Source organism: Pseudomonas sp. LS-2 (assembly GCF_003605735.1).
Lineage (GTDB): Bacteria > Pseudomonadota > Gammaproteobacteria > Pseudomonadales > Pseudomonadaceae > Aquipseudomonas.
Genome location: NZ_QXTJ01000040.1, coordinates 145,901 through 163,781, shown reverse-complemented (window position 1 = coordinate 163,781; position 17,881 = coordinate 145,901). Strand labels below are relative to the sequence as shown.

At 54.6% G+C, this 17,881-nt stretch carries 29 protein-coding genes and 1 pseudogene; 12 read left to right on the top strand and 18 right to left on the bottom strand.

Annotated elements, in window-relative coordinates; translation table 11 throughout:
• Window positions 1-233: pseudogene (locus D3M70_RS32405) on the top strand (hypothetical protein); the annotation flags it as partial.
• A gap of 204 nt (window positions 234-437) precedes the next feature.
• Here the strand turns inward: D3M70_RS32405 and D3M70_RS32100 are convergent.
• Both D3M70_RS32100 and D3M70_RS26390 read right to left on the bottom strand, forming a co-directional pair.
• Window positions 438-599, bottom strand: coding sequence for a hypothetical protein (locus D3M70_RS32100; protein ID WP_165869896.1), 162 nt, complete (start codon window positions 597-599; stop codon window positions 438-440).
• Window positions 600-807: 208 nt separating this feature from the next.
• On the bottom strand, window positions 808-1,551 hold the full coding sequence (locus D3M70_RS26390) for an SOS response-associated peptidase (RefSeq protein WP_120128816.1): 744 nt from the start codon (window positions 1,549-1,551) through the stop codon (window positions 808-810).
• A gap of 99 nt (window positions 1,552-1,650) precedes the next feature.
• On the opposite strand from D3M70_RS26390, the gene D3M70_RS26385 reads away from it, so the two are divergent.
• A complete protein-coding gene (locus D3M70_RS26385; protein WP_120128647.1) occupies window positions 1,651-2,082 on the top strand; it encodes a LexA family transcriptional regulator in 432 nt (143 codons plus the stop codon).
• Window positions 2,069-3,349, top strand: coding sequence for a translesion error-prone DNA polymerase V subunit UmuC (gene umuC / locus D3M70_RS26380; RefSeq protein ID WP_120128645.1), 1,281 nt, complete (start codon window positions 2,069-2,071; stop codon window positions 3,347-3,349). The genes D3M70_RS26385 and umuC overlap by 14 nt, the downstream gene beginning before the upstream one ends.
• Window positions 3,350-3,424: 75 nt before the next feature.
• Here the strand turns inward: umuC and D3M70_RS26375 are convergent, their stop codons facing one another.
• Window positions 3,425-3,955 carry a hypothetical protein gene (locus tag D3M70_RS26375; protein WP_120128643.1) on the bottom strand — a complete coding sequence of 177 codons (531 nt, stop codon included), beginning with the start codon at window positions 3,953-3,955 and terminating at the stop codon, window positions 3,425-3,427.
• A gap of 111 nt (window positions 3,956-4,066) precedes the next feature.
• Here D3M70_RS26375 and D3M70_RS26370 point away from each other — a divergent pair, with 111 nt between their 5' ends.
• Window positions 4,067-4,306: a hypothetical protein gene (locus D3M70_RS26370; RefSeq protein ID WP_120128642.1), complete on the top strand. Its 240-nt coding sequence runs from the start codon at window positions 4,067-4,069 to the stop codon at window positions 4,304-4,306.
• On the opposite strand, the gene D3M70_RS26365 is transcribed toward D3M70_RS26370, so the two are convergent.
• From D3M70_RS26365 to D3M70_RS26345, 5 genes are all read right to left on the bottom strand, one after another.
• Window positions 4,282-4,533 carry a hypothetical protein gene (locus D3M70_RS26365; protein ID WP_120128640.1) on the bottom strand — a complete coding sequence of 84 codons (252 nt, stop codon included), beginning with the start codon at window positions 4,531-4,533 and terminating at the stop codon, window positions 4,282-4,284. The two genes, D3M70_RS26370 and D3M70_RS26365, sit on opposite strands and share 25 nt — an antisense overlap.
• Window positions 4,534-4,593: 60 nt before the next feature.
• On the bottom strand, window positions 4,594-5,376 hold the full coding sequence (locus tag D3M70_RS26360) for an ABC transporter substrate-binding protein (RefSeq protein WP_120128639.1): 783 nt from the start codon (window positions 5,374-5,376) through the stop codon (window positions 4,594-4,596).
• Between the two features lie 287 nt (window positions 5,377-5,663).
• A complete protein-coding gene (locus D3M70_RS26355; RefSeq protein WP_120128637.1) occupies window positions 5,664-6,260 on the bottom strand; it encodes a chemotaxis protein CheB in 597 nt (198 codons plus the stop codon).
• Between the two features lie 127 nt (window positions 6,261-6,387).
• The gene (locus D3M70_RS26350; RefSeq protein WP_375233041.1) at window positions 6,388-6,654 is read right to left on the bottom strand and encodes a hypothetical protein; all 267 of its coding nucleotides are present in this window, start codon (window positions 6,652-6,654) and stop codon (window positions 6,388-6,390) included.
• 36 nt (window positions 6,655-6,690) lie between these two features.
• Window positions 6,691-6,942: a hypothetical protein gene (locus tag D3M70_RS26345; protein WP_120128636.1), complete on the bottom strand. Its 252-nt coding sequence runs from the start codon at window positions 6,940-6,942 to the stop codon at window positions 6,691-6,693.
• Window positions 6,943-7,228: 286 nt separating this feature from the next.
• On the opposite strand from D3M70_RS26345, the gene D3M70_RS26340 reads away from it, so the two are divergent.
• Complete coding sequence (locus D3M70_RS26340; RefSeq protein WP_120128634.1) at window positions 7,229-7,423, top strand: hypothetical protein; 195 nt, start codon at window positions 7,229-7,231, stop codon at window positions 7,421-7,423.
• 163 nt (window positions 7,424-7,586) lie between these two features.
• Here the strand turns inward: D3M70_RS26340 and D3M70_RS26335 are convergent, their stop codons facing one another.
• A complete protein-coding gene (locus D3M70_RS26335; RefSeq protein ID WP_177418479.1) occupies window positions 7,587-7,901 on the bottom strand; it encodes a DUF6021 family protein in 315 nt (104 codons plus the stop codon).
• 223 nt (window positions 7,902-8,124) lie between these two features.
• On the opposite strand from D3M70_RS26335, the gene D3M70_RS26330 reads away from it, so the two are divergent.
• Window positions 8,125-8,502 carry a termination factor Rho gene (locus tag D3M70_RS26330; protein ID WP_120128633.1) on the top strand — a complete coding sequence of 126 codons (378 nt, stop codon included), beginning with the start codon at window positions 8,125-8,127 and terminating at the stop codon, window positions 8,500-8,502.
• A 275-nt stretch (window positions 8,503-8,777) separates the two neighbouring features.
• Entirely contained in the window at window positions 8,778-9,008 is a 231-nt protein-coding gene (locus D3M70_RS26325; protein WP_120128631.1) for a hypothetical protein, read from the top strand.
• 53 nt (window positions 9,009-9,061) lie between these two features.
• Here D3M70_RS26325 and D3M70_RS26320 read toward each other — a convergent pair whose 3' ends face one another.
• The 4 genes from D3M70_RS26320 to D3M70_RS26305 form a co-directional block, all read right to left on the bottom strand.
• Window positions 9,062-9,598, bottom strand: coding sequence for a hypothetical protein (locus D3M70_RS26320; protein ID WP_375233040.1), 537 nt, complete (start codon window positions 9,596-9,598; stop codon window positions 9,062-9,064).
• Window positions 9,595-10,581 (bottom strand): methyltransferase, encoded by a 987-nt coding sequence (locus tag D3M70_RS26315; RefSeq protein WP_375233039.1) that lies wholly within the window; start codon window positions 10,579-10,581, stop codon window positions 9,595-9,597. The genes D3M70_RS26320 and D3M70_RS26315 overlap by 4 nt, the downstream gene beginning before the upstream one ends.
• Entirely contained in the window at window positions 10,578-11,942 is a 1,365-nt protein-coding gene (locus D3M70_RS26310) for an iron-containing redox enzyme family protein (protein ID WP_120128630.1), read from the bottom strand. The genes D3M70_RS26315 and D3M70_RS26310 overlap by 4 nt, the downstream gene beginning before the upstream one ends.
• A 134-nt stretch (window positions 11,943-12,076) precedes the next feature.
• Window positions 12,077-12,310: a hypothetical protein gene (locus D3M70_RS26305; RefSeq protein WP_120128628.1), complete on the bottom strand. Its 234-nt coding sequence runs from the start codon at window positions 12,308-12,310 to the stop codon at window positions 12,077-12,079.
• 109 nt (window positions 12,311-12,419) lie between these two features.
• Between D3M70_RS26305 and D3M70_RS26300 the strand changes: the two genes are divergently transcribed.
• Window positions 12,420-12,680 carry a DUF1652 domain-containing protein gene (locus D3M70_RS26300; RefSeq protein WP_120128626.1) on the top strand — a complete coding sequence of 87 codons (261 nt, stop codon included), beginning with the start codon at window positions 12,420-12,422 and terminating at the stop codon, window positions 12,678-12,680.
• Between the two features lie 39 nt (window positions 12,681-12,719).
• On the opposite strand, the gene D3M70_RS26295 is transcribed toward D3M70_RS26300, so the two are convergent.
• The 4 genes from D3M70_RS26295 to D3M70_RS32095 all read right to left on the bottom strand — a co-directional run bounded on the left by D3M70_RS26295 (window position 12,720) and on the right by D3M70_RS32095 (window position 14,249).
• Window positions 12,720-12,998: a hypothetical protein gene (locus tag D3M70_RS26295; RefSeq protein WP_120128625.1), complete on the bottom strand. Its 279-nt coding sequence runs from the start codon at window positions 12,996-12,998 to the stop codon at window positions 12,720-12,722.
• 63 nt (window positions 12,999-13,061) lie between these two features.
• On the bottom strand, window positions 13,062-13,577 hold the full coding sequence (locus D3M70_RS26290; protein ID WP_120128623.1) for a DUF4142 domain-containing protein: 516 nt from the start codon (window positions 13,575-13,577) through the stop codon (window positions 13,062-13,064).
• 139 nt (window positions 13,578-13,716) lie between these two features.
• Window positions 13,717-14,016, bottom strand: a complete 300-nt coding sequence (locus D3M70_RS26285) for an RcnB family protein (protein ID WP_120128621.1) — start codon at window positions 14,014-14,016, stop codon at window positions 13,717-13,719.
• Window positions 14,017-14,108: 92 nt separating this feature from the next.
• Window positions 14,109-14,249 carry a hypothetical protein gene (locus tag D3M70_RS32095; protein ID WP_165869895.1) on the bottom strand — a complete coding sequence of 47 codons (141 nt, stop codon included), beginning with the start codon at window positions 14,247-14,249 and terminating at the stop codon, window positions 14,109-14,111.
• Window positions 14,250-14,501: 252 nt separating this feature from the next.
• On the opposite strand from D3M70_RS32095, the gene D3M70_RS26280 reads away from it, so the two are divergent.
• From D3M70_RS26280 to D3M70_RS26275, 3 genes are all read left to right on the top strand, one after another.
• Window positions 14,502-15,608 carry a Gfo/Idh/MocA family protein gene (locus tag D3M70_RS26280; RefSeq protein ID WP_120128620.1) on the top strand — a complete coding sequence of 369 codons (1,107 nt, stop codon included), beginning with the start codon at window positions 14,502-14,504 and terminating at the stop codon, window positions 15,606-15,608.
• A gap of 178 nt (window positions 15,609-15,786) precedes the next feature.
• A complete protein-coding gene (locus D3M70_RS32090) occupies window positions 15,787-15,957 on the top strand; it encodes a hypothetical protein (RefSeq protein ID WP_165869894.1) in 171 nt (56 codons plus the stop codon).
• 121 nt (window positions 15,958-16,078) lie between these two features.
• The gene (locus D3M70_RS26275) at window positions 16,079-16,564 is read left to right on the top strand and encodes a DUF1810 domain-containing protein (RefSeq protein ID WP_120128618.1); all 486 of its coding nucleotides are present in this window, start codon (window positions 16,079-16,081) and stop codon (window positions 16,562-16,564) included.
• Here the strand turns inward: D3M70_RS26275 and D3M70_RS31780 are convergent.
• Entirely contained in the window at window positions 16,543-16,890 is a 348-nt protein-coding gene (locus D3M70_RS31780; protein ID WP_133306521.1) for a hypothetical protein, read from the bottom strand. The genes D3M70_RS26275 and D3M70_RS31780 overlap by 22 nt on opposite strands.
• 502 nt (window positions 16,891-17,392) lie before the next feature.
• Here D3M70_RS31780 and D3M70_RS26270 point away from each other — a divergent pair.
• Complete coding sequence (locus tag D3M70_RS26270; protein ID WP_120128617.1) at window positions 17,393-17,761, top strand: DUF6388 family protein; 369 nt, start codon at window positions 17,393-17,395, stop codon at window positions 17,759-17,761.
• Window positions 17,762-17,881: the final 120 nt, after the last annotated feature.

Sequence of the window (17,881 nt, the reverse complement as noted above, 5' to 3'; positions counted from 1 at the left end):
ACGGCGATATGACGCGCTATTACAGATCAGGCCTTGGCGACGGGGCATTTGAGGCGTTACAGGCCTGCCTGAGAGATGACTGGGGGAACGCTGACCCAGCCGCTGGCTACCTCTGGGTGCGTCAACACAAGCGCGAACATCTCTACCATCGCGTACTGCAGCGCTTGGTGACAGATCAGTTGGCCACTGGCCTGATGAGGGATTCGCTGTTTTCTTTTGATTTCGAAGCTTAGAGCCTGGCGCGGTGGTCAACTCATGGGTAGCTCAGTCAGGTTTCACTGCCGGAGAAGGCTCGTCATCTCAAGCATTTTCCTTGGCGGCGGATCTCCCGGAGTCGACAGCAGGGCTTCAAGCTTACGCCAAATCTATAGCCGATAAAATACTAAAGTCAGCACTGATAGCGTAAGCGACTGGCTAGCAAGTCTTGCTTGGGCACTTCAATTCCACCGTGGCAGCACTGGCAACGGCGTTTCGATGTTCAGACTTTCGGCCCAAGTTTTCACAGCGTTGTGGTCTATCACACGCCCTGCCTCTACATCAGCTAAGGCCTCGTGTGTGAGGCGGCTGCGCTCTTCTTCCTGATCGATGGTGATAGCCATTGTGAGAGTAGCTCCTGATCGCTCGATGTGTAAGGCACTTTACCTCTTACCCTGAGCACCTGAAACTTTGCGGGCTTCACAGCTCTCCGAGTGTTCCTCAGTTCATTCACTGGTCGCTGACGTGCCTTGCCCTCTAGCGCGTGATCCAAGCAACGCCTCAGCCTTTCTTTGACAATAAAATACCGTCCGTTAGGGGGCCTTAGATTCATCATCTGGCCCGCTGGGCATGACTGAATTTAGCTGCCTCAATCATCAACATCCGAAGGGACACGGGCTGAATCAATTCGGGCCCTTGGTTTCTTACGTTGCCCACATCCTTGCCAACCTTATACCAATGAAAATCTTCCGCTGGCCGGCAGTGCTCAATCGCGATTTCCGCCGCACGCTCCGGAGACGTTTCAGAATCTACCCACTCCCTCGCATGCTCAGGTGCAAGCACCAGAGGCTTACGGTCATGTATATCGACCATACCTTGGTCACTTGCTGCCGTGATGATGACAAATCCATCACGGTCGTCCGGCTCAATGGCCTGGTGCACTTCCGCTAGGCCGGCGAAGAACATCGGAGTCTGGTCTTTCAAGGTGATGAAGTAGGGCTGCTTTTTTTTGGGATCAACGGGATCCTTGACCCATTCATACCATCCGTTCGCGGGCGCCAAGACTCGACCATTGGGCCAAAGCTGTTTAAAAAACTTCCCGCTCATGACGGTCTCGACCCTGGCGTTGATCGGATCAGGTCGCTTGCCCTTGGCCCAGAACGGAGCCCATCCCCAACGAACCTTGTCGACGCTCAAGCCTTCCTCGACAGGACGAATGATTTCAACGCGAGTGGTCGGTGCGACGTTGTAGCGTTCAATGGGCCAGAGGTCGTAGCCATTGATCACCAGTTGCTTTGGAGCAAGCTCCTTGAGGTAGTGATCCATCGATTCGTAGATCGAGTAGCGTCCGCACATGATGTCACCTGTCGAATTTTCTCTCTTACGAGATTGACCGCAAGCGATGTAAATCGTTAACTGTATATACATACAGTAACTCATCATAAGGCTTGCATCATGAGCATCTCAATCCTCGGGCCACTGGAAAACGGCGGCGAAAAGCTGCCTCTCTACTCGTTCAAGGTGCCGGCAGGCTTCCCATCGCCGGCTGCTGATCACATCGAGAAGCACATTTCACTGGACGAGCTGTTCGACGTCCGTGCACCTCATGTGTACTTGGTGAAGATCGAAGGCGACAGCATGCAGGGGGCGGGGATCTACAACGGCGACATGGTGATCGTTGACCGCAGCCTGTATGCCGAGCACGGTGACATCGTCATCGCGGCCCTCAACACCGAGCCGGTCTGCAAGCGCCTGGACATGCACGGTAACTCGGTGATCCTGAGATCTGAGAACCCGAAGTACCCACCTCGGCACGTGATGGAAGGCGACGAGTTGGTGATCTGGGGCGTTGTGAAATACAGCATCCGCGATCATGACAACGCCTGAGCCTGTCTTTGCCCTGATTGACTGCAACAGCTTTTATGCCAGTTGCGAGCGCGTCTTCCGGCCAGATCTTGCACGCACCCCCATTGTTGTTCTCTCCAACAACGATGGGTGTGTGATTGCCCGCTCATACGACGCCAAGCCTTTCGTGAAAATGGGCCAGCCGTACTTTCAGATCAAAGACCATCTGCGACGAAACGGCGTGGTTGCCTTCAGCAGCAACTACGCGCTGTACGGCGATATGAGCGAGCGCGTGATGACCATCATCGAGTCCATGGTGCCGGCGCTCGAGGTCTATAGCATTGATGAAGCGTTCGCAGATTTGACCGGCATTCCGGGCGACCTGACTGCCTTTGGCCGAAATCTGCGCGAGAAGATTTTCAAGCACACCGGCATCCCTGTCGGGGTTGGGATCGCTCGAACCAAGACCTTGGCCAAGCTTGCGAATCACACCGCGAAACGCTTGATCGATCAGACTGGCGGCGTGGTCGATTTATGCGATCAGTTCAAATGCGATTGGACGCTGCGCAACACCGTGGTTGGGGAGGTGTGGGGTGTCGGTAAGCGGATGAAAGCGCACCTTGAAGTCATGGGCATCAAGAGCGCCATGGACTTGGCCAAGGCCGATGCCTGGACACTCAGGCAGAAATTCAGCGTGGTCATCGAGAAGACTGCTCGTGAGCTCGCCGGCACTCCATGTTTGGAGCTCGGAGAAGCTGATCCACCCAAGCAGGAGATTTGCTGCAGCCGGATGTTCGGCAATCGGCTGACCGACATTGAGCCGATCAAAGAAGCCGTGGCCACGTATACCCAGCGGGCGGCGGAAAAGCTTCGGGCGCAGAATTCACTGTGCAAGAAGATCCGTGTGAGCATCCGTACCGGCATGTTCAATCCGGAAGAGGCCAAGTATGCGAATGGCGCGTTGGTCGAGTTGCCGTATCCCACCAACGATGTGCGGCTCATGACCAAGGCTGCCACCGAAGCGGTTAATCGGCTCTTCAGGCCTGGCTTCAAGTACAGCAAGGCCGAAGTCCTCCTCTTGGATCTGCGTCAGCCAAGCGAGTACACGGACGATCTGTTCGCGCATTCGCAGCCTGCTGTGGCTGACAAAGTGATGGGGGTGCTGGATGAGATCAATGGCCGCTGGGGGAGAGGTGTTCTTCGTTTAGCCAGTGTGCCTGCGGCCCCTGGATGGGCGATGCGCCGGGATCTCATGAGCCAAAGTTTCACCACGAGGTTGGATCAGCTATGGACTGTAAAAGCGAGGTGACAATGAAAGACGGGGGCCGGCATGCGCTGATACCGCCCAAGGCTTATGGCGCCCGAAATGCTGGAGATGATCACCTCAAGCTTCTCTCGGAGATTGATGCTGGTTCGACGCAGGGCGCCAAACCTTCCAGTAATAGGCAAACGCAAAAGCCATGGATACGACCGCCAAAGCCCACCAATTTTCGTTCCTTTGGGCCGTCGTAACCGCGACTTTGATGTTTTCACACTGAGGCCCTGAGGTGCATTTGGGAGTGCAAAGCTGCTGACCATTTAGCTCACACGTCATGATTTGATCGTTGATGATCTGGAGGCTGAAGACCTTGCCTTTATCCCTATCAAATGACATCGCGGTACGAGTGAAGAGGTCATACAGTTTTTTCAGCTTCCCCGTTTCAACGTCCATAAACAGATACTGTGATGGGGCATAGCGGGATTTTCCTGGCCCGATCACATGAGCGAATTTTCCATACATCAGCCGAGGTTCCGCTTCAGCGTATCCGAATGGCCCGGGATGGCGACTGTAGCCATACAGGGCCCAGGCGAGGAGGGACTCGACCAGAAGAAAAACGATAGTTATTGCGATAACCCCCGGACTCCTGAATTGCATCTCTCACCTCCTGTGGATGTGCAAAAGCGTAGGTGAATCTGACGGGCAGCGCACAGTTATCCCAATCCACTGCCGATAAGGCATTAGTGGAAACAGACAGGAGCGTCGAGCATGGCCAGTAACAACCACACTCTTCGAAGAGATCTTCAAGGCTTGGCCGCAGATCTCAAGTGGTCGGCAGTCGAGCTGGTCAGAATTGCTGACCGGTTGAGTCAGGCGGGTAACGAGCCTGACGCCCAAGCGCTTCATCGCATGATCGCGATGTTTCAGCGGGAGGAGAGCAAGCTCAGTTCAGTTGTGACCGAGATTGTGGCTGGGCGGATCGTTCAGATAGACGAAGCGTCTGTGTGAGATGCGGCATCGAGTCTTTCGGCGTTCTCGTCGTATCGAGCAGCTAGTTGTCCGATCAGTCTGTTCACCTGGGCATTGAATTGGCCCAGCATGCAAAGCACTTCAGCGATATCACCATCGGATGCCCCTTGCGCGGCCTGATCTGAGACCTGGGACTCAATTGTTGAAGTCAGCTCGACTTGGCGTTGAACAACGTCGGCGAGGGCAGCGGTAAATGCGTCTTTCATCAGAAATCCTTTTCAAATCGCAAAGTTTGAGACTGGTTGGACGGTCAGCTTCCGAAGCGTTCAACGTGAAGGGTTTTGGAGCCATTTTTTGACGATAGCTTGGTATGTGCCATCTCGCTTGATCCGATCCAGTTCTGCCCTGAACCGCTCTACAGTTACGTCTGGCGTACTTGGACTAAAGGCCATGTACAGTCCTTCTTCACTGGATAGCTCGGGCAACGGCAATGAACGCACCATCGTCGTTTTAGGATCATCCCCATTCTTGCGCATGAGGTGAATGGCGTTGAGCTCATTGGAGATCCACAGCTCAACGTGATCGACCTTGAGCTTGCGGTAATTGTTCTCGTACATGCTGCTGGACTGTAACTCTTTGCCGACCTGGAACCCGTGGGCCATCAGGTACTGCTCACCTACATCCTGGTTGACGGTCGCGATGTGATACTGACGTGCATCGTCGAGTGAGTTCAGCCACACAGGTCTTTCGGACAGGCTGAACAGAAACCACGTCGTCGGTGCGATGGCTCCGACCCATTTGAAGAGATGTTCGCGCTCTTGGGTTCTTGCCATCGAATAGATCAGGACGTTGTCGGAGTGTTGCGCTAAATCATAGGCGCGAGCCCAAGGCAGAATCTCGATCTTGGGGTTGAGCCCGAGGCCGGCCATAACCGCTTGCACGATTTCCGTACTCAGGCCGGTGACGACTCCGTTTTCTGCCATGTTGTATGGCGGTAGTTCCTCGGTGACTACTCGGATCGGCGCTGTAGTCGGATCTGAGGCGAAGGAGAGGCCCGAGGCAGTTAGTAAAAAGACAACACACAACTGCCTTAAAAGCTGGGAGACCATTTTGCACCTCTATTCGCACCTAATACTGCCGGCGGGTCTGGCTGCGTGACCCTAGGGATTTTCTGTTTTATAGGGATTAGGGCAACCCTACCCGCTGGAGTTCATCCGCGTGAAACATAAGGTATGGCTTGCGCATACCTTTGAGGGTTGGTGATCGAGCCATCCTCCCCATGTGGAGCACTGCTGCGAGCAGCACATTTCCTATCACGAATGTCGCGAGCCCCTGAGGGGTAGTAACCGCGTGACAGCTTAGGAACCGCTGCCGTTCCATGATCTGGGAGACGTAACTACACGAGCACGCCCATGACTGCGCTCGCTAGGGCTACGGTCATGTTGTCTTTGTTGACTATGGCATCGGGATGGTCTCGCTGGATGACGCTGATGGGCATGCTGGCTACGACCGCATCTTGCGGTTCCTGAACCAAGCACTTTCCACCAGCAGCTGCCACGGCGTTGGCTCCCTGGACGCCGTCGCAATCCCCGCCTGAAAGAACAACGCAAATCACGCGTGGCCCAAATACCTCAGCCGCCGTCGTGAACAAACGGTCGGCTGCTGGTCGTGAATAGCGAATTTTCGGCCCGTCACTCAGGTGCAGCAGGCCGGGGGCAGTTATCTCTAAGTGCCTGTCAGCGGGGGCCACATAGATCCGTCCCGGCTCGATGATTTCACCCCCTCTCGCATACTCAACTGGCAACGCCGTGTACCGGCCAATAATGTCAGCCAAATATCCGGGACTAGAAGGCCGAGAGTGGAGAACGATCATGATCGCTGCGGGGAAATCTCTGGGCAGTGCACCTAGTAATGTTCTCAAAACCTCAAGTGCGCCTTGAGACCCGCCGATGACCACTATATCTCTTGCTGGTGCTTCAACCTGCATATCCATGGGCGTCTCCTTTCACCTTAATCATGGACATAGACGGCCTTCGAGTCGTTCAGTCTTATGATGGTGCCTATTAACAAAGCGGCAAGGAATGCTCGGCGCCCTAAGGCCTTCGAAGGTGGGATGAACGCTAATTACTTTGCTCTTTTTGGGAGCCGTCATGGCTTCTGAAATTTTTTCTGAAACCGCGAAGGTTCATCGCGAACAGGCATATCTGCAGGACGATCAATGCATAGGCATGAGCCGAAAGCCCCCAGATAATCCATAGGATATTGCTCAGGATGAAGCACCAGAACCCTGTCATTCTGCGCCGCGCTTGCTGCGAGCCAATGAGCCACGCTGCAAGGACGGTAACCAGCATCGCCGGCCACTGCACCCAGTCAACGCTGTTCACCATGCTAACTGCCCCTGAGACCTTGGATTGAAATTAGCTTCATACTGCATTGGGCTCACCTCGCTGAGTGGCTGTCCTGTTTTTCATAAAGCCCCTGATATTCATTCCACACAGTATTCCGTCCAGCAGAGCAAGGGCGTAAGCCTCTACGTGCAATCCCCAGACGATCCACAATAGGTTGCCGAGGATGAAGCCGAGGAAAGCGAGCTTTCGCCTATGGGCGCGCTGGGATGCTGCCAGCCATGATGCGACCAGAATCACAACCATGGCAGGCCATTGAATAAAATCCATGGGATCCTTTAGCCTCTCGAACGCACACGTGCATAGTCGGCAGATAGCCCTTCGGTCACCTATCTGGGGTTACGTACTTAGGAATCGTTCATAAGCTTCGCTAGCTGGAAGACCAGAATGCACGATGTCGGTATGGGGCCTTTTTAACGGCTCGCCACCAACCGGTGTAATCTGGGTAAGAGTATTCACCGCTCGGATAGGGGCCGTTCAACAGAAAGATCGTATTTGGAACTCCTGATGAAGTATGGTGACAAATCGCCATCAATGAGTCGTTAGGTGACTTTCAATGCTCGAATCACGTGCGCTAAGGCTTCTATCGACCTTCAAGGACGACACCTCACGCGCAATCGATCCTCTCGATTTCACACCCCTACTGGTATTAAGGGAGCGGGGTTATGTGGAGATTGAGTTAGTAGCGGGGAAGGTCATCGGCAAGCGAACGCTGAAAGGAAAAAATGCCCTCTCAAAAGCCGTCCGTTAAAAAGGCTAACCTCCAGCCTCTAGCTAAATTCCTTCCTCGATGACGTAGGTCTGCCGGTTGAAGTAAAAGTCATTTCCCCCCCCCTTGTTCAAAGCGCAAGCTAGCCAAAATGGCTGATAGTTGATTGAAGAATTGCCTATCAGCCTTTGGGGCGACCCCTTGGTCAGGGCGCAGGGTCGTTGCTCGTGCGCGCCGGGTGTGGCGGATCGATTTGAGGATCGGACACATCTGGCGAGTCTGGGTCGAACCCCAACCCCTGCGCATCACTCGCACCACCGTTTTCACGGTTCGTCTGGGCATCCTGGTCGGAGCCTGGATTTCCTGGTGGAGGATTCCAGTCCTCTGGGCGCTCTTGCGAACCTTGCTTGGGCTCGGAAGTCGTATTTTCCAGGCCTGAGTCATGACCCTCTCCGGTATCAGGCGCTTTCTCATCGGGGCCGGGGTACGCAGCGTCTGGCCCGTTGTTATCAACTGACATGGCAATTCTCCGTTCTGAACGCAGTTCATCCGCGTATAGAGTTCAGAGGTGGAGTACTTGGTAGAAGTGCTCTGGTAGCGACGAGCGGGGCTCGATGGTTAGAGCATGACTCGCGGCACCGTGGATCGGTAGAAAACACGGTGAACTTTCTCGGAAAAATCGACTTCCTTAATGGCATAGACGCGAACGCGCGTCGTCGATTTTCGACTTGGAGGTATGAGCCATGCCACGTGGAAGCAAAGCTAAATACACTGAAGAGCAGAAACGAAAAGCGGAGCATATCGAAGAAAGCTACGAGGAGAAGGGCACGCCCAAAGGTGAAGCGCAGGCCCGTGCTTGGGCAACCGTGAACAAGCAGTCTGGTGGAGGTGAGAAGGCGGGTGGTTCAGGTAAGAAAACGTCTGCCTCAGCCAAGGCCCAAGCCAAGTCTGATTCGGGCAAGAGGGCTGCGCAAACTCGGAGCGGCCATGGTCGAGGCTCTAAGTCATCACTTGAAAGTCAGAGTAAGGCGAGTCTCATGACAGAGGCGCGATCTCGCAATGTGTCTGGGCGCTCGAAAATGACCAAGGCCGAGCTGATCCAGGCGCTCCAGACGAAATGATTCTCTGGTCGGCACGAACGCTCCAAAGACGCGGGCATAGGCGTTTGCGGAGTTATGTGGGCGACGATGCCTTTGACGTCGAGCGAGGCGATCCTCAGGTCTGCAGGTTTGCGTACCTTCCACCAGTCCGACCCTACTCATGTGAGGGGGTGCAGGGGGAGGAGTTCGCGATTTATCACGAGGTAATGACCGTTCGAGAACTTCATCGAACGGGAAGCACAAGGCGATTTCGAAATCTGTAGATCGCGACTCTTTCGTGGTCGAGCGAGGTACTTATGAACAGTTCCGCAATACCCGGTGATAACAGAGATGCCAATGACGCGAACAAGCCATTGGAACCAGGTCGTCCTGACGTGATGCCCAATCCGCCTCCTGGCAGCGACGAGGGCGACTCTAAGGACAATGAACCGGCGCCAATCCTCGATGGCGACAACCTGGTGGACGAGGACATGTCAGACGTAGAAGCCAATGACTCCGTGTCTCAGGAGCATCCACCGCAACGCTGATGGTGAAGGTGTTAATGATGGTTAAGGGCCGTCTTTCAAAGGCGGCTTTTTTATCAGACCTTGATCGTCATGAAGTGAATCACTGCTGAGAACCCGCCGAGCAATATCCACAGAGTGAAAAAAATCCAGGGTGAGCGCATCGAAAACTTCAGTGCATCCCGGTACCCACGCTGATTGGATTCCCGTTTAGCGAACAGCGGGGAATCATCGTACGCATCGCTCATTTTGGGCTGGCTTTGCAACAGATTGCTTTGCTTCAGATACCAGTGGTCGATGATCTCGTACGCAGCCTTTATGCCAGACCAGGCGTGCAGCGAAGTGATCAAGCCCAGAACTGACAAGAGAATCGAGACCACCAGCGAGAAAACGTTGCCCCATTGCGGATTGATGTTCGCCATGGAGGAGCAGTAGGCAATCACCAGAAACGACTGAGCCCCCAAATAGGCGTTTGTCCGACTGGAAAGCATGGTCGTTTCGTACTGAATTTCTTTTCGATAGAAGTCCAGGCGATCTTTCAGCGATCCGAACATGATCGCGTCAGAAGCGTCCTGGACGTCAGCCTCTGATCGCTGGGTGATGATGTGGCTCACGAGAGCCTGGTCACGGTCAGTACGACCGCCGCAATCCGCTCTGCATGTGAGTAGATCTCGGTCTCAAGCTCTTCTCCAAAGACATCTGGATCGACCTCGCGATACGACCAGCTATAGCCGGCTTTGTCGATCAATGGGCGGGCATGTTCAAGAAACAGATCCACACCATCGACCCAAGGTGAGCCGGTGTAGAGAACGAGGCTCCCGCCAATTGTCAGGCGAGTCATGGCTTGATCCACAATACGCACCGACAATTCCGAACCCAAGCGATCACCCCCGTGGCGATAGGCTCGTTTCTGGCTGTCCTGCATGTAAGGCGGATTGGCAACGATCAGATCGAACTCACCGGAGGCACTGTCGAACAGATCGCTGTGCCATGCAGAGACGTTCTCCGTCTCAGCCAGCGCTGCATTCACCGCTGTAAATCTCAGCGCTGTCGGGTTGATGTCCAACGCCAGTACCTGGGCGTCGTGCCTGGCCTTGGCGATCAGGATGGCGCCTGCACCACTGCCGCAACCTATGTCGACTGCCGTGCGAATGGGATGGGTCGAGGTGCGCAAATGCTCTTCGATGGCCTGAGCAAATCGATAGGTGTCTGGGCCAAAGAACACCGAATCGTTGGAGATCGTGGGAAACGCCGAGTGGACAAACAGATGATCGTGCAGGCTCGACCAACGCACCTCGCTGACCCAGAGTCCCGCATGTGCCCGCAAGATGGCTCGGCTGAGCAGCGCTTCCAGCTCTGCTTCGGGAAGTAGCTCGGAAGCAAAAGGTCTGTTCCAGCCGAAAATGTCCCGCAAGTTGCGCGCCTGATGATTCTCCTCACGAGCGTTATTGCGCTGATGGCTGAGAGGAGTGACGGTGGTGAATCGATAGTCATCTGCCAGCAGACGCCGACCCAATTGCAACAGGGCCAGATCATGGGTTTGATCTTCCGGGTTGATCACATCGAGAGGCTGAGAATGAACAATGGCTTGGCTCATCGGATTGAAGATCCTTCAGCAAGTTGGCGTGAGAATGTTCGGGTCGCATTCAGGCCGTCTGGAGTTAAATGCATAGAGGGAGACAGGAGGACAGTCAGCTGTTCGATGGACAAGACATCTGAGGTCGTCAAGGGAAGCTCGGCGCAAGGCGCTCGACGACGGAATTGCGCGCGAAATGGATTGGCTTTCTTCACTTGGTTTTCTGCCTGCCAATTCCCCGAAATCCAGTCGCGCAGCAGCTGCATTTCGTAGCCACTGAACACCCCGAACATTGCGGCACCGGGGCCATCGATCAGTTGCCAGAAACGGCTATTAGCCGGATCTTCATGTCGTTTGATCCAACCCTTGTTTTCGAGAGCGGCAAGGAAGGCCCGGCATTGCCCCGGCTCAGAAAGCCACTCGTTGACTGTCATACCGTCGAGACGGCAGTAATCAGAATGCATGTGCTGGCCGAACGAACGTTTGCGCTCCAGCATGGCGACGACCTCCTGCTCAAGCTCAAAGCTTGAGATCACTGCCTTGGTGCCTTTGCCCAGCTCGTTGAGCAGATAGCCGGTGCGCAGGCGTGCAATGAACTCCTCTCGTGAGTCATCCGTGGGCAAGAGGTCGATAGCGGCTTGGATGGCTTTGTGGGCATGGCCTGTACTGGCATTGTCGATGGTGACATGTAGCGTGAAATAGTAGGGGTCGATTCCAAGTTCGTTGAGTTCGAAAGCTGTGATCAGCAGGTGCAGCGGCAGTTGTTCGTAACCCAGGTTGTAGCCCAGTACTTCAGGCAGGTAATCAGCGCCTGCATGCCCCAACGCGAGTTGGATAGCGCCTTGAACGTAGTGTTCCTGATCAAGCACTTCGCTGGGCGCACAATCGTGTTCCGCCAGCAGCTTGCGGTAGAGCACCACGTGATTCAGTGCAGGATCTCCGTCGCCCAGCTCTTCAAGATACGTGCGGATCAGGTTGTGATATCGCCAGTCACCGAGATGGTTCACTGCGTCATACAGCCAAGCAACGTCGACCAGTTTGGTCGGTGCCACGTGCTGCAGGAAATACAACGCGTGGGCTTTGCTGGTAAAGAATTTTCGGCCACGCCCCGCGTGTCGACTTTCCAGATATTCGCGATAGGCGCTTGCTACCTGACTTGCATTGCCCTCGATCCACGCTGCCCAGTTGTTGAGGTCATCAGGAAGCCCAGAGGCGTCACTGTGCTGCTTGGCTCGCATCAATTGAGCGTTCAGAAATTCCTGAACCACTGGAAAGGCGACGTCCTGAGGCCGGTTCAAGAGGGCGTGATAGATGGAAACCGCGTCTGATGCGTGCGTCGGTTTCGAGATCAGGCAGTCAGTGACACTTCGTAGAGAAGTCATGGGTAGGCCTACACAGTTTTCTTGGTATGTAGGTGAGAGAAAGGCCTGGAGGATTAATTCAACGAAGTTTGGTCGGCCTGGATAGATGACACCAAGCGCACGAGCTGAAGGGCGAGGTCAGGATCTCTGGCGCCTCAAGCATCCGTTGTGGCTTCCACGATGGTTGCAAGGATCTCTTGCATCTCGTCGACACAGGCCTCCAGACGTTCGAAGCTGAGCAGCAGGCTCTGCCGTGACTCTACTGTCTGATGGCCTGAAAGTTCATGGGGCTCAGAGGTGTGGTGTTCGGCGAGGGCCTGAATGGCACTTCGCAGCCCGAGTAAATGGCCTGCGACCTCTGACTCAGCTTTTTGGCGGGATGGGCTCATGTAACCACCTCATGAGTGATGAAAAATTCCTATAGAGACGTTCATGCCGAAAAGATTGAATTAAGGCTAGTGGCACGGAGTCGACCGCTCACACAAAAAGGAAAACACCATGGCCATTTCCATGCTTGAGTTACGCCACATCATCGAATCGGGTTTTTTGCCCCTCGAATGCAGATGTACAACCTCTGCCACCAATGAGTTGACCATCGAGATCCTCGACCGAACCACCGGCGCCAACTTGGCGGTTGGCGGGATCGATGTCGCTACATTGGGTACCAGTCGTGCCATTTCAGAACTGATAGGAGAGCTCCGAGCAGAGCTCAGCGCCATGTCCCAACCGAACACGCACCTTCCGCCCCAAACTGCCTGATCAAGCGTATTACCTCTCCAGTAGGTGGAGCGACACAAGTCATGATCCACCTACCTCGAATCTGATCCAGCCTCCGCTGCCATGCTCCAGATAATCGATAATGTCTCCTGAAAGCGATGGCCCTGCCGATGTGCAAATCTGCACATGCTTGAACCCCGTGGGACGATTCAAATGACCCACGAAGTCCACCAGGCCCAGGCCTGTCGGATACTCGCATCTGAGCTTGATGAAAGCGATGGTGTGCAGGCGACGTATGTGTGAAAGATCCTCGCCAGCGGAAACGCAAAGCGAAGCAATGCCGTCGTAAGAGATGACCATAACGAAATCCTTTTCCACACTTGGTGAAATGCGCCGCCGATCAGGAGGGCGGCGCAGGTGACGTCAGTTTGCGGCGTCGCCACCATGGGCTTTGGCTAGAGCCTTGGCATGCTCCAAGTGAGCTTTCAGTTTTGGCAGGGTGTCGGTGGCGAAAGCTTTGAGTTCAGCATCCTTGCCCTCGGAAGCCTCTTTCTCGAACAGATCGATGGTCGCTTCGTGAGCCTTGACCTGGTTGTTCGCGTACGCCTGATCGAACGACTTGGCGCTTCGCAGCTCAAGAATCATGGCCTTTGCTTTGTCGACCAGCTCAGCGCTGTCAGAAACCTCAAGGTTCTTGGCATCGGCAATCGACTTGAGTTTAATATTCGCGGCGGTGTGGTCTTTCACCATCATGTCGGCAAAGCTCTTCACGTCGGCAGCAGTGCCTTTCTCCTGTGCCAGCTTGCCAGCCTCGACCTCAGCCACACCTTTAGCAGAGGCGTCTTCCACAAAGTCATCGTTATCCTGTGCTGCGAAAGCGCTCTGGGCTCCCACACCGATCAGCAAGGTCAGTACACATGTGCTAAGTACATTCGCCATTTTATTTTCCTCATCATTCCTTGATGGGCAAAGGCGCCCATACGATTGTGAGCAATGGGAAGCAATAACGTTCAGCTCTTTTCACCGGCGGCTAAAGACAGCGCAAAGCCCGCGACGGTTAACGCCGCGAGCCATTCCATCACTTGTTGACCATTTCCTTGATGGTGCCCGTAGGCACACTGATCAGGGCATATTTGCCTTTGATTTGTACCCATTGCTCGTGCTCACCAGGTGCCTTCAAGTGCCGACTTTTCCAGTCTTTGACTTCCATGCTTTCACGTTGATACTCATCGGGCACGGGATCACCCACTTTGTATTCCCTGTCCCCGGTTCCGGGGCGATCCAGAGTGACGGCAGGATCGTCAGCTGCATGAGAAAAGCTCGAAACTGCGCAAAGCAGGATGAGGGTTAAAGCAGCTAATGGTTGTTTGGACGGCATAAGTCATTCCTTTGGTGTGAACATTTGAGGGTGTCGAGTTACCCGTTCTTCTCACCATCACCATGTGGGTGAGGGCAGGACTTGGGCAGTGATCAGCGATAAATACTTGCAGCCGCTTCGACTGTTAGCAGGGTTACGCCGGCGCAGAAAATCACCACCCCAAGCACCAGACTTGGGCGAGAGATGAAACTGGCGACAGCTCGGGAGTTTTTGAGTTGATCCAAGGTTTGCATGGTTTGTGCTCCGCCTGATCAGATCCGGAAGTTTCCAGAAGAGCCTGCAAGGGCCAAATGAAGAGTTCGTCTCATAAGATGATTTCTTTCTCCCGGTATCGTTCCGAGTGGAAGATCACTGGCTGGCCGGAGGTGTAGATTCTCGCGGGCGGAAAAGGTGCTTGCAGGCAGCGTGCTGACAAAGATGGAACCTTGGCAGGCCAGACTTGCCCACTCCCTGTGTGATCAGTTGAGACTCGACAGGAGAATGTGATGCCCAGCTCAGATGGAAAGATTCGGTATGCCGTGGTGGCAGGTGGTTCAATTTCTCAGGGCGCTTTCATGCCTGGGGTTGGCCAGACTGATAACTCAGTGATGACGGCCCTGGTTACAGGGGATTCGGTCAAGGCACAGGATCTGGCATCAATCTATGGCCTGAAGTCTTATTCGTATGATGAGTACCCCGAGCTTCTGGCTTCCGGTGAGATCGACGCTGTCTACGTAGCGACACCGAATTTCCTGCATACCCAGTATGTGATCCCCGCGCTTAACGCCGGTATCCATGTTCTTTTGGAAAAGCCTATGGCAACCACGGAAGCCGAATGCCGGGAGATGACGGACGTTGCAGATCGGACGGGCGCGAAACTGATGGTCGCTTACCGGCTGCATTGTGAGCCCGGTACGCTTGAGATGATTGAACGTGTGCAAAAGGGCGAGTTCGGTGACCGTCGGGTGTTCACGTCGACCTTTGCGCAAGTCGTTAAAGCCACCAACCACCGCAACCAAAATGGTTTCGCCGCTGGCCCCGTGGCGGACATGGGGCCGTACCCCTTGAACATGGTGAGGAAGCTTTTCGACGCTGAGCCCATTGAGGTCATGGCATTAGGTTCAAAGACCCCAGGCTCCCCGCTGGACTCATGGGACACAGTGACCGTCTCGCTGCGTTTCCCGCAAGAGCGGCTGGCTCACTTCACCGTGAGCTACACGCTGCCGGACACTGAGCGCTTTCAGCTCCTCGGCACCAAGGGTGAGATTGAGGCATCGCCATGCTTCGGGTACGGCGAAGGCGTGGCGATCAGTTACCGGGCGACGATCAATGGCGAAACCACGGAGCACGTGCATCCGGTTGTTGATCAGTTCGCTGGCGAGACCGCGTATTTTTCCAGCTGCATTCTCAATGACCAAGCACCTGAGCCTGATGGCGAAGAAGGATGGCGGGACGTGCGGGTTGTGATGGCAATTGAGCGAGCGCTCGAAACTGGACTACCGCAAAAGCTCGAGCCCTTGGCGGCCAAGCGCTTGCCTCGTAGCACGCAGTGCCGAAAGCTCGCATTGGCCGATGTACCTCCATACATCAACACCGAATCGCCGACCGAGTGATACGCGAAGTCGACGAGCGCCAAGGTTTGGTATGCGTCGGTTTGCAAATGAGGGCAGGGGTAACTCAGGATTGCTTGTCTGGTGCGAGCCTTTGGGTGCAAGGAAGCGACCCTCTCACCGATTGGTGTGAACGTGTAGATTCATGAGTCTTCTAAAGCACACAAGTGGAGGAGTCAGCATGCAGCCAAAAACTGAAGGGCTTGAAGAACAAGGCCCTAGCCGCGTTCCATTCATCAACGATCCCCAAAAGCCTTCTTCTAAATCCTCTAACAGGAATGGTGAGTCTGTTGAGGCGGACGACGAGGATATTGAGCCCGATCCCGATGGCGAAATAGTCACTGACCAGTAGAACAACCAATCGGCGTAGTAGGTATGGACTATCTAAGCCGGGCGCTTTTGAGCCCCGCTTGCTGCCGATGGGGACGGCGAAGGTATGCGCGTTGCCTGATGCCACGCCTAGGAATCGCACCATGAACGACTCTTTTGATCTCTCGCGATTTGTTGAAGCGCAGCGTCCAGTTATCAGCCGGGTCATGGACGAACTGCGGTCAGGCCGTAAGACGAGCCATTGGATGTGGTTCGTTTTCCCGCAGTTGAAGGGGTTGGGCAGAAGCGAAATCGCGATGCGTTTTGGCATTGCCGGTATGGAAGAGGCACGTGCCTATCTCGCCCATCCATTGCTCGGGCCGCGCCTTGATGAGTGCGTCCAAACTTTGCTTGAGCATGCCAATTTGAGCGCATTTGAGATTTTCGGCTCCCCAGATGATCTGAAGCTGCACTCGTGCCTGACATTGTTCAACGAGGTGCACTCGGAGGCCGCCTTGTTTCAGCGAGCACTCGATCAGTTCTTTGAGGCAGCGCCGGATGACACGACGATCCAGTTGCTACAGGCCCCCGGAAGTAACCCTGCTGAACCCCAGCGGCCTTACTGCATCTATCGAAGATCATTGCGATGAGTCGGGGCATTTACCCCGCGTGCGTCCGGGTCTTCCTGCCGGATCGGGACAGAATCCGGCTGATTGACCCGATTTACCGCCACCACCCAAGCTTTTTTTAATTCTGCTCGCATTGCCGCTTCTTCTACAGATGTCACGAGGTTGCTGTCCACCAGATGTGACAGCAGGGCAGAGCAGCGTCGAAAGCAGTCAGCAGCCAAATGAGAATCCCGGCTCAGTTGAAGCTTTAGAAGCGCCTGCCGCCATTGGGTATAGCTTTGCGCCGATTCAGCCTTTCGTAAATCGGGTGATGGTTCTGCCAGGCGCCGATCCTGTTGACCACTCATTCGGGCTTCTCGTTGCTTCTGTACCAACCACCTAAACTGCTCTTTTTCGCATCCAAGCGAAAGAGAGGCATTTGGCCATACCTAAACGTGGCACATCTTTTATGAGCGGGCACCTGCTTGTTACGGACGGTCATTATGAGTGGGTCATTTCCCCCTTTGCTGTTATGGAGGATGTGTTAGCGAATGTCTTACACATTCTTCAGCACATTAGCCGTTTACGACGAATGACCTCAGGCATAAATTGGATCCATCAACTGGAGCGCAGGAGTGCTTCAGAGGTCAAGGATGATCTGCCATCGGCCAAGGGGGCCTCTGACAGGAAGTTGGGATGGTGTTGATAGCAAAGAGCCCGCTTCGGCGGGTTTTTTATTGTTCAAACACTCGGTATTGCATGCTTCTGACCTCGCTCATGTGCAGGTAATGCGAGGCGCCTAGGAGACGAGTTGCATGCAAGTTTTCAAGTGCTGCCGAATGAGATCCAGTGCAAATCAAGGAGAAACAAATGCCGTTTACGGATCATCGTGTCGCCAAAGCGCTCGAGGTTTTCATCAGTCGCAACGAGAAGCTTCAAAAAGAACTGGTTAATTTAAGCCGACACCCAGGCGGGTTATATGTCGAGGAGCTTCGCGCGAAACACGCACAGGCTGCCTACCTAAATGCGGTCGAGGAGCAGGGTACCAATCCATACGACTTCGCGTTGCGCTTCTTAGCCAGAACCCCGGCTGAGCTCGAAGAAATGCGGGAGGCGCGCCGCAAGGAGCTTCGCCAAAACGTTCAGCGCGGGCACGTATCCAGGGCTGAAATCCTGCAGGGCAATGCCAACGACAACTTCCAGCCCGCAACCTCACAAAGAGCTTTGGGTGCCCGTTGATCTCAATGGTCTGTAGTCGAGCTTTCGCGGATCCCCGATGAGTTGACCAGGCAGGCAACGATCCAGGTAATGAAGCTTGGCGCAGAATTATCGCGATTGCCCTCTCCTGGAAACCACAGC

Excerpts from the sequence above, each read along its gene's own strand:
- D3M70_RS26305 (WP_120128628.1), bottom strand. The coding sequence starts at position 12,310 with ATGAGCCCATCCCGCCAAAAAGCTGAGTCAGAGGTCGCAGGCCATTTA.
- D3M70_RS26295 (WP_120128625.1), bottom strand. The coding sequence starts at position 12,998 with ATGGTCATCTCTTACGACGGCATTGCTTCGCTTTGCGTTTCCGCTGGC.
- D3M70_RS26310 (WP_120128630.1), bottom strand. The coding sequence starts at position 11,942 with ATGACTTCTCTACGAAGTGTCACTGACTGCCTGATCTCGAAACCGACG.
- D3M70_RS26330 (WP_120128633.1), top strand. The coding sequence starts at position 8,125 with ATGCCACGTGGAAGCAAAGCTAAATACACTGAAGAGCAGAAACGAAAA.
- D3M70_RS26345 (WP_120128636.1), bottom strand. The coding sequence starts at position 6,942 with ATGGATTTTATTCAATGGCCTGCCATGGTTGTGATTCTGGTCGCATCA.
- D3M70_RS26290 (WP_120128623.1), bottom strand. The coding sequence starts at position 13,577 with ATGGCGAATGTACTTAGCACATGTGTACTGACCTTGCTGATCGGTGTG.
- D3M70_RS26335 (WP_177418479.1), bottom strand. The coding sequence starts at position 7,901 with ATGTCAGTTGATAACAACGGGCCAGACGCTGCGTACCCCGGCCCCGAT.
- D3M70_RS26285 (WP_120128621.1), bottom strand. The coding sequence starts at position 14,016 with ATGCCGTCCAAACAACCATTAGCTGCTTTAACCCTCATCCTGCTTTGC.
- D3M70_RS26275 (WP_120128618.1), top strand. The coding sequence starts at position 16,079 with ATGAACGACTCTTTTGATCTCTCGCGATTTGTTGAAGCGCAGCGTCCA.
- D3M70_RS26300 (WP_120128626.1), top strand. The coding sequence starts at position 12,420 with ATGGCCATTTCCATGCTTGAGTTACGCCACATCATCGAATCGGGTTTT.
- D3M70_RS26280 (WP_120128620.1), top strand. The coding sequence starts at position 14,502 with ATGCCCAGCTCAGATGGAAAGATTCGGTATGCCGTGGTGGCAGGTGGT.
- D3M70_RS32095 (WP_165869895.1), bottom strand. The coding sequence starts at position 14,249 with ATGCAAACCTTGGATCAACTCAAAAACTCCCGAGCTGTCGCCAGTTTC.
- D3M70_RS26315 (WP_375233039.1), bottom strand. The coding sequence starts at position 10,581 with ATGAGCCAAGCCATTGTTCATTCTCAGCCTCTCGATGTGATCAACCCG.
- D3M70_RS26365 (WP_120128640.1), bottom strand. The coding sequence starts at position 4,533 with ATGAAAGACGCATTTACCGCTGCCCTCGCCGACGTTGTTCAACGCCAA.
- D3M70_RS26360 (WP_120128639.1), bottom strand. The coding sequence starts at position 5,376 with ATGGTCTCCCAGCTTTTAAGGCAGTTGTGTGTTGTCTTTTTACTAACT.
- D3M70_RS32090 (WP_165869894.1), top strand. The coding sequence starts at position 15,787 with ATGCAGCCAAAAACTGAAGGGCTTGAAGAACAAGGCCCTAGCCGCGTT.
- D3M70_RS26390 (WP_120128816.1), bottom strand. The coding sequence starts at position 1,551 with ATGTGCGGACGCTACTCGATCTACGAATCGATGGATCACTACCTCAAG.
- umuC (WP_120128645.1), top strand. The coding sequence starts at position 2,069 with ATGACAACGCCTGAGCCTGTCTTTGCCCTGATTGACTGCAACAGCTTT.
- D3M70_RS26270 (WP_120128617.1), top strand. The coding sequence starts at position 17,393 with ATGCCGTTTACGGATCATCGTGTCGCCAAAGCGCTCGAGGTTTTCATC.
- D3M70_RS26355 (WP_120128637.1), bottom strand. The coding sequence starts at position 6,260 with ATGGATATGCAGGTTGAAGCACCAGCAAGAGATATAGTGGTCATCGGC.
- D3M70_RS26340 (WP_120128634.1), top strand. The coding sequence starts at position 7,229 with ATGCTCGAATCACGTGCGCTAAGGCTTCTATCGACCTTCAAGGACGAC.
- D3M70_RS26385 (WP_120128647.1), top strand. The coding sequence starts at position 1,651 with ATGAGCATCTCAATCCTCGGGCCACTGGAAAACGGCGGCGAAAAGCTG.
- D3M70_RS32100 (WP_165869896.1), bottom strand. The coding sequence starts at position 599 with ATGGCTATCACCATCGATCAGGAAGAAGAGCGCAGCCGCCTCACACAC.
- D3M70_RS26370 (WP_120128642.1), top strand. The coding sequence starts at position 4,067 with ATGGCCAGTAACAACCACACTCTTCGAAGAGATCTTCAAGGCTTGGCC.
- D3M70_RS26325 (WP_120128631.1), top strand. The coding sequence starts at position 8,778 with ATGAACAGTTCCGCAATACCCGGTGATAACAGAGATGCCAATGACGCG.
- D3M70_RS31780 (WP_133306521.1), bottom strand. The coding sequence starts at position 16,890 with ATGAGTGGTCAACAGGATCGGCGCCTGGCAGAACCATCACCCGATTTA.
- D3M70_RS26350 (WP_375233041.1), bottom strand. The coding sequence starts at position 6,654 with ATGGTGAACAGCGTTGACTGGGTGCAGTGGCCGGCGATGCTGGTTACC.
- D3M70_RS26375 (WP_120128643.1), bottom strand. The coding sequence starts at position 3,955 with ATGCAATTCAGGAGTCCGGGGGTTATCGCAATAACTATCGTTTTTCTT.